Source organism: Symbiobacterium thermophilum IAM 14863 (assembly GCF_000009905.1).
In the GTDB taxonomy this organism is placed as follows: Bacteria; Bacillota; Sulfobacillia; order Symbiobacteriales; family Symbiobacteriaceae; genus Symbiobacterium; species Symbiobacterium thermophilum.
Map to the genome: position 1 here is coordinate 3444529 of NC_006177.1, position 15189 is coordinate 3459717.

Below are 15189 nucleotides of genomic sequence, written 5' to 3' on the forward strand. Positions count from 1 at the left end.
GTCTGCCATCCCCCTAGCTGTCTCGCAGCAGTCTGAGCCGCCTGAGCCGGTCGATCACGGCCGGCGGAACGCCGGGCACCAGCTCCAGGTCCGCCCGCCGGATGCCGCCCAGGACCAGCAGGGCAGCTCCGTACACCAGGATGCCCACCGCGATCACCGCGACCCCGGAGAGCCGTGCCCAGCCAATGGCAGACCTGAGCAGCGGGCTGATCCAGAGCAGCGCGGCGGCCATCACGGCGGAGGCGGCCAGCGGCCGCAGGATGTTGGTCCGCACGCCGATACCGAGCCCGAACCGGCGGCGCAGGACCCACAGGTTCAGGCCGGCCGACAGCAGGAAGCCCACCGTCGTCGACCAGGCCGCCCCGCTGGCGCCCAGGGCCGGCATGCCCGTCCACCACCACGTCAGGACGATCTTGACCACGACGCCCAGAAGCTGGTTCCACACCGAGAGCCAGATCAGCCCCAACCCCTGCAGGATGCCCGACGACGTCTGCTGGAGCATGAGGAAGATCGTCGACCAGCCCAGCGGCGCCATCACGTACCAGCCGGGTCCGGTGAACAGCACACCGTAGGCGTCGCGGGCGGCGGCCACCAACCCGATGGTCGCCGGAAGGCCGATCAGCCAGGTGAGCCGCATGGCGGCCGCGGACCTGTGCCGCGCCTGCTCCTCCCGCCCCAGCGCCATCGACTCGCTGATCGCCGGGATCAGCGAGACGTAGAGCGCCTGCGCGAAGATGATGGGCAGGTCCCGGAGCTGCGTGGCGTTGGTGATGTAGCTCAGGGCTCGCTTGGCCTCCGCGACGTCGGTGCCGGCGGCGATGAGCCGGTTGGTGATCAGCGCCGTGTCCGCCAGCTGCGTGAGCGGCAGCACCGCCCCCAGGAAGGAAAGCGGCATCGCGATCGCCAGGATCTCCCGCATGAGCCGCCAGGTGCTCATCTTCTCCCACGACTCGACCCCCGGGGCCACCGTCGTCCAGTCCCGCATGGGCCGGTCGCGCAGGTAGATGTAGGCCACGTACACCAGGCCGAGGAACACGCCGACGGTGTTGCCCGCGTTGAAGGCCGCCGCGCCCAGGTTCAGCGCGATCGGGGTCAGCAGGAAGACGCCGGTCAGGCCCACGACCACCCGGCCGACCTGCTCGATCACCATCGTCATCGCCGCAGGCCGCATCTGCTGCATGCCCTGGTAGAGGCCGCGCAGGGAGACCTCCAGCGTCACCATCAGGATCGCCGGCGCCAGGGCCAGAAAACCCGGCGTTGCCTCCGGGAAGCCCTGCACCCGCGCCATCCACGGCGCCGCCAGGGCGAACAGCACGCTGAAGATCAGCCCGAGGACGCCCAGCACGGTCGCGGAGAGCCGCACCACCCGCCGTGCCCCGCGCAGGTCGCCCACCGCCAGCCGCTGCGACACCAGGCGGGAAACGGCGACGTTGAGCCCGGTGGACGAAACGGCCAGGATGAGCATGTAGGGCGCGTTCGGCGGCGACACCAGGGCGAGCCCGTCCTCGCCCAGGGGGATCTGGGCGACGGGGCGGTAGAAGACGCCGAGTATGCGAGAGATCAGGGAGCCTGCCGTGATCAGCAGGGCGCCCCGCACGAATCCCTCGGATCTGGACTGTTGCAACCCATAACCCCCCTGTTCCCCGCGGCGCGGGGCAGCGAGCCCGCCCACCTTCGGCTGCGCTACCGGAGCAGCCGGGTGCGGTCGAGCATGGCGGCAAGGCGCGGCCCGAACCGGGGAATGGCCGCCACGTCCCGGCGGTACACGCCGCCGGCCGCCAGGAGCGCCAGCCCGTAGACGGCGGCGCCGGCGGCGATGGCCAGGAGCACCCCCCCGTTGCCCGGCGGCAGGTACGGCTGGAGGAGGCGCAGCACGCCCACCATGGCGAGTGCGGCGCCCAGCGGCTTCCAGAGCATGCTGCGGGTGAGCATGGTCCGCCCCAGGAGCCGCTCCACCTCCACCAGGTTAAGCAGGGCGGCCACGCCGAAGCCGACGGCGGTGGCCCAGGCGGCCCCGGCGATGCCGTAAGGGCCTGTCCACCACGCGGTCAGCCCAATTTTGACTGCTGCGCCCAGGACGAAGTTGCGCACCGGCGCGCCGATGCGCCCCATGCCCTGCAGCACGCCCGAGGTCGTCTGCTGCAGCATGATCGGCAGCACGGACCAGGCCATCGCCTCCAGCGCCGGCCCGCCGGCCGGGAAACCGTAGATCAACCGGTAAATGCCCGGTGCCAGGGCCCAGATGCCCGCCTGCGCCGGGATGCCCAGCAGGAAGGTGATGCGGTACGCCTGCCGGGCCTTCAAGCGGGCCTCGGCGGTACGGCCCAGGGCGGCCGAGCCGGCCAGGGCGGGCAGCACGGCGGTGTACACCGCGGTGGAGACGATGGCCGGCAGGTTGACGATCATGAACACATTGGTCAGCAACCCATACTGCTCCTGGGCATCCACGCCGGTGACGCCTGTGGCGGCGAGCGTGCGGAAGACGAACAGCGCGTCGGCCATCATCATCAGCGGCACGACCGCCCCGACCACGGTGATGGGCGCGGCCACGGCGAAGATGCGGCCGTACAGCCGCAGGCCCCGGGGCAGCCGGCGTTTCACGGCGCGGTCAGGGGCAGGCCCGGCCAGGACACCCGGCCCCTGCGCGGCCGCCTGCTCAGCCTGCCACAGCGCCCCGCCCCGGCGGGCGGCCAGGATAAGCATGTAGATCAGGGCCGCGGCGGCCCCGAACACGTCCCCCAGGTTGAACCCCGCAGCCCCCAGCGGCACCGACACCCGGACCAGCGCCCAGGTGAGCGCGGCGCCTGCGCCGACGCGCACCACCTGCTCCACGATCTGCGAGACGGCGGTGGGGGTCATCTCCTGGAACCCCTGGAAGAGTCCGCGATAAGCGGCCAGCACGGAGGTGAGCAGGAGGGCGGGGGCCATCGCCCGGAACCCGTGGGCGGCCTCCAGCACCTCCGGCGAGATCGCCCGGGCGATCCACGGCGCCCCGAAGTAGAAGCCCAGGGCCCCGACCAGGCCCAGGCCGGTCATCAACGCCAGGGAGGATCGGAACACCCGCCGGGCGCCATGGGCATCGCCCAGGGCCATCTGCTCGGCCACCAACCGGGCGATGCCCACGTTCAGGCCGACGGACGTGAACGAGAGGACGATCTGGTAGGCCGTGACCGGCACCTGAGTCAGTCCCAGGCCCACCGCCCCGCCGCGCCCGTCGAAGGGGGCGAAGATGCGGGCGACGACCGGCTTGTACAGGAGGCCGAGCAGCCGGGTGATCAGCGTAGCCAGGGTGAGAACGAACGCACCCCGCAGAAACGACTCGCCTTCGCGCACCTGCATGCCTCCCCCTGTTCTGCCGGTGAGACTGATCAATCTTACCTATGGTATCTCACCGAATTGCCGCCGTAAAGGGCAGCGGCGCAAGAGAAAGGCGTTCAGGAGCAGCCGGACTGCTCCTGAACGCGCTCGGGATTCCTGCTATTGCTCCATCTGTTTAGCGAGAAAACCAGCGGCAGTCTCCGCAAGTTTGATCTCGGTCTCCGTCATGACCGCATCGGCCTCCCGCGAGCAGATGATCACGGCGCCGATGGGGTCACCTCCGGCCACGATGGGAGCGACTACGTACACCGGGATGCGGTTCTCGTCCTCGTCGTCGCCGATGATGGTTCCCCGCTGCCTGGTCTCGCCCGCACGGGAGACCACGATCGACCGGCGCTCCTCCATGGCACGTTCCACAATCGAACCGATGGGCTTGTTGAGGAATTCCTTCTTCGGCGCTCCGGCTACGGCGATAATCGTGTCCCGGTCGGCGATCAGTGCAGTATGCCCGATAGCCTCGTAGAGAGAGTCGGCGTACTCCTTGGCGAACTCCCCCAGCTCCCCGATCGGCGAGTACTTCTTGAGGATCACTTCGCCATCCCGGTCGACGAAGATCTCGAGGGGGTCGCCTTCCCGGATCCGAAGGGTTCTACGGATCTCCTTGGGGATGACAACCCGGCCCAGGTCATCGATTCGTCGGACTATGCCTGTGGCCTTCAAGTACAACCCTCCTCTGTAGGCAGCGACTTCGGCTCGACTGCCGATAGTATACGGCACCCCTTCCAACCCCTATTCACATTTTGGCAGCCCGCCCCCTCGGGGCGTTCCGGTGACAGTATATGCAAGAAGTGGAATCACAGGCATCTCCTGCGCAGACAAGAGCGGCACCCACCGGGTACCGGCGGGTGCCGCAAGGTCTGGGAAAAACCCGCGTCACCGGGCTGCGGTCTGCGCGACCTCCGCGTGCAGCTGCTCCAAAAGCAGCAGCAGCGTACGCAGCAGCGACCGGGCGTCCAGGCCGCCCACCTTGACCGTGAAGCTGGTCCCGCCGCGGGTGCGCGGGGTCTCGATGCGCCCCCGGAACTCCGGCCTGCGGTTCAGCAGGGCCAGCCGGTCGAAGGGCACCGCGCGGGCCGCGGAGGGCAGGAACTTCACCGTCACCCGGTCCCGCATCTGCGCGATGGAGGTGATGCCCAGCCGGTTGCAGTGGACCCGCAGCCGGGCGATGTCCAGCAGGTTCTTCACCGGGTCCGGCAGCGAGCCGAAGCGGTCCACCAGCTCGTCCGCGACGTCCTCGACGTCGGCCATGGAGCGGATGGCGATGATCCGCTTGTAGGCGTCGATCTTCTGCCGGGCGTCGGGCACGTACTGGTCCGAGATGAAGGCGTCCACCTGCAGCTCGATGTTGGGCTGGATCTCGGGCTCGGGCGCCGGCTCTCCCTTCAGCTCCCGTACGGCCTCTTCCAGGAGCTGGCAGTAGAGGTCGAAGCCGACGCTGACGATGAAACCGTGCTGCTCCGGCCCGAGGATGTTGCCTGCGCCGCGGATCTCCAGGTCCCGCATCGCGATCTTGAACCCCGAGCCCAGCTCGGTGAAGTCCTTGATCGCCCGCAGCCGCTTCTCCGAGGCCTCGGTGAGAACCTTGTCCCGCCGGTAGAGGAAGTAAGCGTACGCCAGCCGGTTGGAGCGGCCCACGCGGCCCCGGAGCTGGTACAGCTGGCTCAGCCCCAGGTGATCGGCGTCCTCGACGATGATGGTGTTCACCTGCGGCATGTCGATGCCGTTCTCGATGATGGTCGTGGCCACCAGCACGTCGTACTCGCCGTCCATGAAGTCCAGCACGATCTTCTCGAGCCGATCCTCCGACATCTGCCCGTGGGCCACCGCGATGCGCGCCTCGGGGACCAGCCGGTGCAGCCGGGCGGCCACGTCGTCGAGCGTCTGGATGCGGTTGTGGACGTAGAAGACCTGCCCGCCCCGGGACAGCTCCCGCCCGATCGCGTCCTGCACCAGGGCGTCGTCGTACTCCGCGACAAAGGTTTCCACCGGATACCGGTCCTCCGGCGGCGTCGTGATGATCGACATGTCCCGCAGCCCCACCATCGCCATGTGCAGGGTGCGGGGAATGGGCGTGGCGGAGAGCGTGAGCACGTCGACGTTGGCCCGAAGCTGCTTGATGCGCTCCTTGTGCGCCACGCCGAAGCGCTGCTCCTCGTCCACGATCAGCAGGCCCAGGTCCTTGAACTTCACGTCGTCCGAGAGCAGCCGGTGCGTCCCGATCACCACGTCGATGGTGCCTTCGGCCAGCCCGCGGATGATCTCGGCCTGCTCCTTCGGGCTCTTGAACCGGTTGAGCACCGCCAGGTTGATAGGAAAGCCCTCCATGCGGCTCTTGCAGGTGGCGTAGTGCTGCTGCGCCAGGATCGTCGTCGGCACCAGGATGGCCACCTGCTTGCCGGCCGTCGCAGCCTTGAACGCCGCCCGCAGGGCCACCTCGGTCTTGCCGTAGCCCACATCGCCCAGGAGCAGCCGGTCCATGGGCCGCGCCTTCTCCATATCCGCCTTGATCTCGGCGATGGCGGTGAGCTGGTCCGGCGTCTCCTCGTAGGGGAAGGCGTCCTCAAATTCCCGCTGCCACGGGGTGTCGGGCGGGAAGGCCGTGCCCGGCAGCGTCTCCCGCAGGGCGGCCAGCCGGAGCAGCTCCGCGGCCATCTCCCGGATTGACTCCTTGACCCGGCTCTTGACCTTCGCCCACTCGCCGCCGCCCAACCGGTTGAGCCTCGGCTCGTGGCCCTCGGCGCCGATGTACTTCTGGATCTGGTCGACCTGCTCCGTGGGGATCTTCAGCCGGTCGGAACCCTCGTACTGGATGACCAGGTAGTCCCGGGTCACGCCCAGAATTGTCTCGGAGCGGACCCCCAGGTACCGCCCGATGCCATGGGTGGCGTGGACCACGTAGTCGCCCACCTGCAGGTCCTGGTAGCTGGCGATGCGCGCGCCCTGCCGCCCGGTCGCCCCGGCGGTCCCGTGGACCCCGCCCCGGCGGCGCCGCCGCTGGCGGCCCTGGATCTCCCGGTCGGTGACCACCACCAGCCGCTGCCCCGGCCACTGGAAGCCTCCCTCCAGGCTCCCCAGGCCCACCCAGACTCCGCCGGGCGGCGGCACGGCCACCGGCGAACCGGCGGCGCCGGCGCCGCTCTCCATCTCTGCCTCCTGCAGCAACTCCCGGATGCGCCGCTGCCGGTCTTCCGTGCCAACGAGGATCACGATGCGGAAGCCCTGCTTCTTCCAGCGCCGCAGCTCCTCCGCAAAGAGCGGCCACTGGCCGTGGAACTCCTGGACGGTGGTGGCCGACAGGCCCACCTCGTTGGCGGGCCGGATGCCGGGGATGCCCCGGCCCAGGGCGCTGAAGTAGATGGCGCTCCCCTGGCGGCACCGCTGGAAGAGCTCCTGGTAGCCGATGTACAGCCCGAGCTGGCCCGGCAGCAGGTGTCCGCGCTCCATCATCGCCGCCTGCCGGTCGGCCTCCCGGCCTTCGGCCTCCACGCTCGCGTCGCGGATGCGGGCCGGCTCGTCCACGAGGATCAGCGGACGCTCCGGGAAATAGTCGATCAGGGTCTCCAGCTGGTCGTAGAAGAAGGTGGCGTACTGCTCCAGCCCGGGGAAGTAAATCTGCTCCTGCAGCCTGGCCAGGTGGCCCTCGACGCGCTCCTCCAGCTTCTGCGCCGCGTCCACCGCGTCCAGCGGCAGGCTGGGAACATCCTTGCGCCGGCGGCGCCCGCGCCCTGCCCGTCCCTTTCCTACCTCGCCGTCCGCCGCGCCGCCCGCCTCCGCTCCGGCGGCCTCCACCCGGGCCTCCCCGGCCCGGGCTGCCGCCTCGCGCACCTGGATGCGCCGGAGCCGGGCGACGGTCTCCGCGAGGTCCCTGCGGATGCGCGCGATGGCCGGCTCGAGCCCGTCCTCGGGCAGGATGAACTCCCGGGCCGGGCCCACCGAGAGCGCGTCCACCTGCTCCACCGTCCGCTGGGTCGCCGGGTCGAAGCGCCGGATCTCCTCGATCTCGTCCCCCCAGAAGGCCACGCGCAGGGGGTACTCAGCGGCCAGGGGGAAGAGGTCGACGATCTCGCCGCGCACGGCAACGTGCCCTTTCGACTCGACCATGTCCACCCGTTCGTACCCCTGCCGCACGAGGCGCGCGACCAGCTCGTCCCGCCCAATCGCCTGCCCGGGCCTGAGCGTGAGCAGCGACCGGCGGAACACCGCGGAAGGCGTCAGCCCCCGGTAGAGCGCCGCGGCCGGCGCCACCACGATGAGGCTCTCGCCCCGGGCCAGCCGCTCCAGCACCGACAGCCGCTGGCCGATCACCTCGGGCGAATGCGCCATCACCTCAAAGGGCAGGTATTCCATCGGCGGGAAGAGCGCCACGTCCTGACCCGGAAGCCAGGTCTCCAGGTCCTCGCGGAACTGCTCCGCCTGCTGGATTGTCGCGGTGATCACCAGCGCGGGCCGGCCCGTCCGCTCGCGCAGCGCCGCCAGGAACGCGCTCTTCAGCGAGCCGGCCACGCCGTATACCATCTGTTCCGCAAAGCCTCGCCTCATCCCGTCGTAGAGCGAGCTGAACTCCGCCGAGGCCTGAAGAACCTGAAGCAGCGTCTCACTGGACATAGGGAAACCTCCCGTGAACGGCCGCCCGCGCTCACCCGGCTTCCGCCCTGCAGCATGCGGGTGCACGGCGCGGCCGATGAGGGCTTCGGCCCCGCGCAGGGGGCTGAAGCCCGGATCACACTGTGCGGAAGTCTGGCCCCCGGCACAGCACGGTATGCGTCTAACGCGTCCGGACCTCGTCCGGCACCGGCGAGGCCTGCTCTGTCGGTCGCAGCCAGGCGCGCGCCGCCAACCAGCCGAACAGGGCAGCCGCGGCCAGCCGGATGGCCAGGAGCAGGAGGCCGTTGGCCCCCGCGGCGGCAAACAGCACCGTCTCCTCAAAGATGGCGTGGCAGATGCCCAGGAAGACGCACATCACCGTCAGCTCGTCCCGGGTCAGCCGGCCCTCCCGCGCGGTCTGGATCAGGACGCCGGCTCCGTAGGTGAGGCCGATCCCCAGCCCGGCGGCCATGGGCACGCCGGCCTCTCCCGGCAGCCTGAGGGGCCGCAGCACCGGGGCCATGTACCGGGAGGCGCGGCCGAGCCAGCCGGCGTCCTTCAGGATCTGGATGCCGATGAACAGCAGGATCAGCCACCAGAGCCCGGCCACCTGCCGGACGCCGGTGAGCAGCCCTTCCCAAAGCCACCACAGCCACATCATGACGCTCCCGCCCCCGGCAGCAGCCAGTTCAGCAGGAGCGCGACGACCACCATGGCGACGGTGCGGGCCAGGAGCACCCATCCGGCCCGGGCCCCGGTCTTCGCCACGAGGGCGGTCTCCGATATGGCTGCGTGGTTGATCATCATCATCGCGGCGAGGATCGTCGTCTCCCGGGCCGGCAGCCCCAGGGCTACCGTCACGCCCAGGCCGGCGTAAATGGTGGAGAGGTTGGCCGAGACGAGGGCGAGGGCGGCCTCGCCGGGCAGGCCGAAGATCCCCATCACCGGCCCGAGCCAGTCCGAGATGCGGTCCAACCAGCCGCTCTGCTCCAGCACGTGAATGAGCATGACGGCGGGCACGATCACCTTGGCCAGCTCCCACAGCACCAGGAGGCCGGCCCGGGTTCCCTGCTTGACCGATGCCGCCAGATCCACCGCGAATCCCTCTCTCGCTATGCCTCACTATGTATTGTAACGGTTCATCGCCGCCAGGATGCCCTCGGTGAGGAAGCACTCCACCGCCTCCACCGCCCGCGGCAGCGCGGCGGCCACCGCCGCGGCGTCGTCGGGGCCGAACGGCGCCAGTACCCAGTCGATAACCTCCCAGCCGGGCGCCGGCCGGCCGATCCCGATCCGGAGGCGGGGAAACTCCGCCGTGCCCAGCTCCGCGATGACCGATTTCACGCCGTTGTGGCCGCCCGCGCTCCCTTTCGCGCGCAGCCGCAGCCGCCCCGGTTCCAGATCCAGATCGTCGAACAGGACCAGGATGTCGGCGGGGGCAATGCGATAGAAGCGGGCGGCCTGGGCCACCGACCGTCCGCTGAGGTTCATGTAGGTGAGCGGTTTGAGCAGGATCACCTTCTCGGCCTCCGCTCCCCACCGCAGTTCGCCGTACAGCCCTTCAAAGCCGCGCTGCTCGATCGCCACCCCGTGTTTGCGGGCGAACGCGTCCAGCAGCATCCAGCCGGCGTTGTGGCGGGTGGCGGCGTACCGGGGCCCGGGGTTGCCGAGGCCGACGATGAGCTTGGCCATTGCGCACACGATCTCCTTGTGCAGGGGTCGACAGGGTCTACTTTACCATAGTCCCGGACCGCGGAAAACGGCGGACCAGAACGCAGCGGCACCCCGGAACGCGCCGGGATGCCGCGGAGGGCCGGGTCTCAGAGCCTGGGCTCCTCTTCAAAGATCTTTGAGACGGAGAGGTCTTCGTGAATGCGGATGATGGCCTTGCCGAGGAGCGGCGCCACCGACACCACGCGCAGCTTGCCGCCCATCTTGTCGGCGTCCACCGGGATGGTATCGGTCACGACAATCTCCTTGATGGGGCTGGCCGCCAGCCGCTCGTACGCCGGCCCGCTGAACACGGGGTGCGTACAGGCGGCGTAGACCTCGGTGGCCCCCCGTTCCAGCAGCGCCTCGGCGCCCTTCACGATCGTTCCGGCGGTGTCGATGAGGTCGTCCACCAGGATCGCCGTCTTTCCCTCCACGTCACCGATGATGTTCATCACCTCGGCGACATTGGGCTCCGGCCGCCGCTTGTCGATGATCGCCAGCCCGACCCCCAGCCGCTCCGCCAGGTCCCGGGCGCGGGGCACGCCGCCCGTATCCGGCGACACGACCACCGCGTTCTGCAGCCCCTTCTGCCGGAAGTAGTTCGCGATCAGGGGGCCGGCGTGCAGGTGGTCCACCGGCGTGTCGAAGAAGCCCTGGATCTGCGCCGCGTGCAGGTCGATGGTGAGGAGGCGCCGGAAGCCGGCGGTCGTGATCAGGTTCGCCAGCAGCTTGGCCGTGATGGGCTCGCGCCCCCTGGCCTTGCGATCCTGCCGGGCGTAGGGAAAATGAGGCACCACCGCGGTGATCCGGCGGGCGCTCGCCCGCCGGAGAGCGTCGCCGATGACCAGCAGCTCCATGACGTTCTCGTTGACCGGATGGACCCCCGACTGGATGACAAAGCAGTCGGTGCCCCGCACCGATTCGTTGATGTCGACCCGGATCTCCCCGTTGGAGAAGCGGCCGACGTTCATGTTGCCGAGGCTGATCCCCATGTGGTCCGCAATCGCCCTGGCCAGGGGGAGGTTCGCGTTCCCGGAAAAGATTTTCAGCTTGCGATCCTGGTAAGGTACCACGGCTAGGTGCCCTCCCTGTTCATCTTGCGCTGACGCCATGCCTCTTTGAGGCTGGCGGCACGGCCTTCCTTGATGACCGCCTGCGCCCGTTCCACCACCAGCGCGTCAGCCGGGATCTCGAGCCTGGGGCCCACGGTGGAGCCGGCGGCGATCAGGGCGCCGTCCCCGACGGTGATGGGCGCGATCAGGTTGACGTTGGTGCCGATGAAGGCACCGCTGCCGATCTCGGTCCTGAACTTCTCCACGCCGTTGTAGTTGGCGGTTATCGTGCCGGCACCGATGTTGGCTCCGGCGCCGATGGTGGCATCTCCCAGATAGGAATGGTGGTGGCACTTCACGCCGCGTCCCACCTTCGCCTTCTTGAGCTCGGCGTAGTTGCCGATCTCTGCGGCGCCCTCCAGTTCGCAGCCCGGGCGCAGGTGGGCCATGGGCCCGATGCGGCACCCGGGGCCGACATACGACTCCTCGACCACCGACTGCTCCACGACGCAGCCCTCGGCCACCGTGGACGAGACGATGGTGGTCATCGGCCCGATCTTGCAGTGAGGGCCGATCACCGTCTTGCCGTGGATGAAGGTGAAGGGCCAGATCACCGTGTCGCGCCCGATCTCCACGTCCTCATCGATGTAGGTCGCGTCCGGGTTGATGATGGTGACGCCGTTCCTCATGTGACGCTCGTTGATCTGCCGGCGCAGCCGCGCCTCGGCCCGGGCCAGTTCCACCCGATCGTTGGGCGCCAGCGCGTCCTCCTCGGAGGCCAGCAGCAGCGCCTGCACCTTCTCGCCCCGCTGGAGCAGGATCTCCCACACCTGGGGGAGGTAGTACTCGCCCTGGGCGTTGTTCCGGTCGAGCCGGTTCAGGAGCGCGGTGAAGCCCGCCCGCCGGAACACCGCCACCCCGGTCCAGATCTCCCGGATGCGCCGCTGCTCGGGGGTCGCGTCCTTGTACTCGACGCTGCCCAGGAAGGCGCCCGTCGCCGGATCCCGCAGGATCCGCCCGAGGGCCCCGGGGTCGGCGAGCTCCGCCGTGAGCAGGCTCGCGGCGGCATCCGCCTCGACGTGGGCCCGGATCAGCCGTTCAATCAACTCCGGACCGATGAAGGGGTTGTCGCCGTACATCACCAGCACGTGGCCGCCCTCGGTCTCGTCGATCAGGCCGGCCGCCTGAAGCACCGCGTGGCCCGTCCCCAGTTGCTCGGACTGCACGGCATAACGCACGCGGTCGCCGAGGTATTCCCGGATCCGCTCCTGCTGATACCCCACCACGACCACGATGTCCTCCAGGCCTGCCCGCCGCACGTTGTCCACGATGTGACCGATCATCGGCTTCCCGGCAAGGGGATGCATGACTTTGATCAGGTCCGATTTCATGCGGGTTCCGTGGCCGGCAGCGAGCAGAACGGCCGTGATGTCCGACATGGGTTTCCCTCCCCGGTCTTGATCCGGAGCCATTATACCACAGGACAGACGCGAAACAAGGAAAATTGGCCCGGCACAGCCCCGTGCGCCGGGCCCGGGCAGACAGGCCTAGTCCGCGGCGACCGCCCCCGCCACCGCAGCCAGCTCTCGCGCCCCCTCGCCGTCGTCGCCGGGCTCCCAGGGCAACTCGCTCTCATCCTGCAGTTGCGGTGCCGGCTCGACGGCCGTCGGCTCCTCCGCCCCCTGCAGGCCGCCCGCCTGCGGGGCGACGCCGCTGCGGGTCATGGCGTCGTACGCGCCGAGAACCGCGTTCTGAATCGCCTGCCGCATCTCCGCGGTGCAGGGGTAGACGACGTCGCGGAACTTGCCGTCCTTGTTCTTGCGGCTGGGCATGGACACGAAGAGTCCCTTCGAGCCTTCGACCACCTTCAGATCCGTCACGGTCAGCACCCCGTCGAACACCACCGACACCAGGGCCTTGACCTTGCCTTCCCCCACGAGCTGGTTGATCCGGACGTTCGTGATCTTCATCCTTCCGTACCTCCCCGGCGAGACTGTGGGGAAGTAGTTCTCTTTTCTTCCAGGGAATTCCTTCTCCAAGAGACCGCGAATACCGTGCAAATGTTCGCAGACCCGACCGGGAGTTCCCATACCTGACAGATGCGCGAAGAAGGGGGGCCGAAGCCCCCTTCTTCCCGGCTACTCCCCACTCTTCGCCGGCTGCTGGCGCTGCCGGAACTCCACCGCCGCAACCCCCGCCGCCGCGGAGCCCAGTGCCAGCAGCGACAGGGCCAGCACCGTCAGCGGGATGTGGAGCCAGAGCGGCAGGGCGCCGTGCAGGAGCGCCGCGATCGCCGGAACCATGGCCAGCGCGACCACCAGGCCGGCGACCGCCACATTCCGGAACCACGAGGCAGGCCGATGCGCCATCGCTCACACCTCCTACCAGTCGTTGGGACGATACGGCGGAATGATCCAGACATGATACCCCTTCGCCTTGAGGGTGGCGAGAATCTCATCGACATGGCGGGCGTTGCGAGTCTCCAGCGCCAGGGTGATCTCCACCTCGCCGATGGTCACCTTGTTCAGCCAGCGCTCATGACGCACGTCGATCACGTTGGCCCCGGCCTGGGCCACGGTCGCGAGGAGCTGCTGCAGCCCGCCGGGCCGGTCGGGCACGAACGTGGAGATCCGGATGTACCGCCCCGCCTTCACCAGACCGCGCTCGATGATGCGGGAGATGATGTTCACGTCAATGTTGCCGCCCGAGAGCACGACGCAGACCGGTCCCTGCAGATCCGGGATCTTGTCGCCGAGGAGCGCGGCCATGCCCACGGCGCCGGCGCCCTCGACGATGACCTTCGCACGCTCCAGCAGGAAGAGGATCGACTGTGCGATCTCCTCCTCGTCCACCAGCACGATGTCGTCCACGTGTTCCCGGATAATCTCCCAGCACAGCGCCCCCGGCTTCTTGATGGCAATGCCGTCCGCGATGGTGTGGACCGAGTCGGTCGCCACCAGCTTGCCCTGCTGCCGGCTGAGGAAGACCGCCGGCGCGCCCGCGGCCTGGACCCCCACCACCCGTACGCCGGGCTTCAGGGACTTGACCGCCAGGGCAACGCCCGCCATGAGGCCGCCGCCGCCGATCGGCACCACCACCGTCGCGATGTCGGGCAGGTCCTCCACGATCTCCAGCCCGACCGTCCCCTGGCCGGCGATGGTGTACGGGTCATCGAAGCCGTGGATGAACGTGTACCCGTGCTCCGCCTGCAGCGCCCGCGCCTTCTGGTAGGCGTCGTCGTAGGTCTCGCCGTGCAGGACCACCTGGGCGCCGTAGCCCTGGGTCGCCTCCAGCTTGGCGATCGGGGCGCCCTCCGGCATGCAGATGACCGACCGGATGCCGAGACTGGACGCCGCCAGGGCCACGCCCTGCGCGTGGTTGCCGGCCGACGCCGCGATGACGCCGCGCGCCTTCTCTTCCTCAGTCAGCGAGTGGATCTTGTTGAGCGCTCCCCGCACCTTGAACGACCCGGCCCGCTGCAGGTTCTCGGCCTTCAGGTAGACCGGAAGTCCCAGGTGCTCGGTGATGCCAGGGCTCTGAAGCATGGGTGTCCGCTTGATGTGTCCGCTCAGCAGAATGCGCGCCTTCTCGATGTCCGCAAAGGTTACCGTCACCCACGGTTCACTCCTTCGTCAGTCGGTCGGCCGGAACCACCCGGACCGTGCGGGCCACCTCGTCCACCTGCTCCAGCGTGAGCAGCGACACGTAGCGCTGCACCTGCTTCCTGGCCGGTTCCGCGGTGGAGACAAAGACTCCCACGCCGGCCACGGAGGCGCCCATCTCGCCGGCCACATCCACCATGGCGCGGGCGGTCGCGCCCGCCTTCATGAAGTCGTCGACCACCAGGACCCGGGCGCCGCGCCACAGGGCCCGGAGGCCGACCGTCATGGTGTGGATGCGGCGGGATCCGGAGATGTAGTGGAGCGTGACGGAGGGCCCCTCCGTCACCCGGCCCTCGCGCCGGGCGACCACCATGGGCAGCCCCAGGGCGCGGGCGACCATCAGGGCCAGGGGGATCCCCTTGGTCTCTACGGTGAGCACGACGTCGGGTTCGGCGTCGATGAACCGCGCGGCCATGATCGCCCCGATGCGGGCGCTCCAGATCGGGTGGGTGATGAGATCGGTCATGTAGACGAACCCGCCGGGCAGGATCCGCCCCGGATCGCTCAGGAGCCGGCAGAGCTCCAGCAGGGTTTCCTGCTCCTCCTCCCGGGAGGGCAGCGGCCAGTACTGCACCCCGCCCGCCGCCCCGGCGTGCGTGCGCAGGCGGCCTGAACCGTCGGCCTCCAGGGCCTCCTTCACCAGGGCCAGGTCCTCGGAAATGGTGGACTTGGCGGCACCGAACCGCTCGGTGAAGAAGCTCAGCGGCAGGAGCTCTCCCGGCCGCTCGGAGAGCAGTTTCATGATGGCCACCAGTCGCTGGCTCCGATTCATCCGATCGATCGCTGCCACCCCCTGTCCG

12 protein-coding genes and 1 pseudogene are annotated in these 15189 nt (G+C 69.2%); all 13 read right to left on the bottom strand.

Features of this window, described 5'->3' with window-relative positions; all coding sequences use genetic code 11:
* Nucleotides 1-13: 13 nt before the first annotated feature.
* Nucleotides 14-1624, bottom strand: coding sequence for a putative polysaccharide biosynthesis protein (locus tag STH_RS16075; protein ID WP_011197345.1), 1611 nt, complete (start codon nt 1622-1624; stop codon nt 14-16).
* Nucleotides 1625-1683: 59 nt separating this feature from the next.
* A complete protein-coding gene (locus tag STH_RS16080) occupies nt 1684-3333 on the bottom strand; it encodes a putative polysaccharide biosynthesis protein (RefSeq protein ID WP_011197346.1) in 1650 nt (549 codons plus the stop codon).
* A gap of 144 nt (nt 3334-3477) precedes the next feature.
* Nucleotides 3478-4038 (bottom strand): stage V sporulation protein T, encoded by a 561-nt coding sequence (gene spoVT, locus STH_RS16085; RefSeq protein WP_011197347.1) that lies wholly within the window; start codon nt 4036-4038, stop codon nt 3478-3480.
* Nucleotides 4039-4251: 213 nt separating this feature from the next.
* Nucleotides 4252-7983 (bottom strand): transcription-repair coupling factor, encoded by a 3732-nt coding sequence (mfd, locus tag STH_RS16090; RefSeq protein ID WP_011197348.1) that lies wholly within the window; start codon nt 7981-7983, stop codon nt 4252-4254.
* A gap of 160 nt (nt 7984-8143) precedes the next feature.
* Complete coding sequence (locus STH_RS16095; protein ID WP_158507017.1) at nt 8144-8623, bottom strand: nucleoside recognition domain-containing protein; 480 nt, start codon at nt 8621-8623, stop codon at nt 8144-8146.
* On the bottom strand, nt 8620-9057 hold the full coding sequence (locus STH_RS16100) for a nucleoside recognition domain-containing protein (protein WP_011197350.1): 438 nt from the start codon (nt 9055-9057) through the stop codon (nt 8620-8622). The genes STH_RS16095 and STH_RS16100 overlap by 4 nt, the downstream gene beginning before the upstream one ends.
* Nucleotides 9058-9084: 27 nt before the next feature.
* Nucleotides 9085-9654 (bottom strand): aminoacyl-tRNA hydrolase, encoded by a 570-nt coding sequence (gene pth / locus STH_RS16105; protein WP_011197351.1) that lies wholly within the window; start codon nt 9652-9654, stop codon nt 9085-9087.
* Nucleotides 9655-9782: 128 nt separating this feature from the next.
* The gene (locus STH_RS16110; protein WP_011197352.1) at nt 9783-10748 is read right to left on the bottom strand and encodes a ribose-phosphate diphosphokinase; all 966 of its coding nucleotides are present in this window, start codon (nt 10746-10748) and stop codon (nt 9783-9785) included.
* A 2-nt stretch (nt 10749-10750) separates the two neighbouring features.
* Nucleotides 10751-12166, bottom strand: coding sequence for a bifunctional UDP-N-acetylglucosamine diphosphorylase/glucosamine-1-phosphate N-acetyltransferase GlmU (glmU, locus tag STH_RS16115; protein WP_011197353.1), 1416 nt, complete (start codon nt 12164-12166; stop codon nt 10751-10753).
* Between the two features lie 288 nt (nt 12167-12454).
* Nucleotides 12455-12697 (bottom strand): annotated as a pseudogene (locus STH_RS19870) (SpoVG family protein); the annotation flags it as partial.
* 168 nt (nt 12698-12865) lie between these two features.
* Nucleotides 12866-13096 carry a hypothetical protein gene (locus STH_RS16125; protein WP_011197355.1) on the bottom strand — a complete coding sequence of 77 codons (231 nt, stop codon included), beginning with the start codon at nt 13094-13096 and terminating at the stop codon, nt 12866-12868.
* A gap of 12 nt (nt 13097-13108) precedes the next feature.
* Nucleotides 13109-14341: a threonine ammonia-lyase gene (ilvA, locus tag STH_RS16130; RefSeq protein ID WP_011197356.1), complete on the bottom strand. Its 1233-nt coding sequence runs from the start codon at nt 14339-14341 to the stop codon at nt 13109-13111.
* A gap of 7 nt (nt 14342-14348) precedes the next feature.
* Complete coding sequence (purR, locus tag STH_RS16135; protein ID WP_043716276.1) at nt 14349-15170, bottom strand: pur operon repressor; 822 nt, start codon at nt 15168-15170, stop codon at nt 14349-14351.
* Nucleotides 15171-15189 lie beyond the last annotated feature (19 nt).

Bases quoted from the DNA above. Each gene is read 5' to 3' on its own strand.
- glmU (WP_011197353.1), bottom strand. From the start codon at position 12,166: ATGTCGGACATCACGGCCGTTCTGCTCGCTGCCGGCCACGGAACCCGC.
- pth (WP_011197351.1), bottom strand. From the start codon at position 9,654: ATGGCCAAGCTCATCGTCGGCCTCGGCAACCCCGGGCCCCGGTACGCC.
- STH_RS16125 (WP_011197355.1), bottom strand. From the start codon at position 13,096: ATGGCGCATCGGCCTGCCTCGTGGTTCCGGAATGTGGCGGTCGCCGGC.
- STH_RS16095 (WP_158507017.1), bottom strand. From the start codon at position 8,623: ATGATGTGGCTGTGGTGGCTTTGGGAAGGGCTGCTCACCGGCGTCCGG.
- mfd (WP_011197348.1), bottom strand. From the start codon at position 7,983: ATGTCCAGTGAGACGCTGCTTCAGGTTCTTCAGGCCTCGGCGGAGTTC.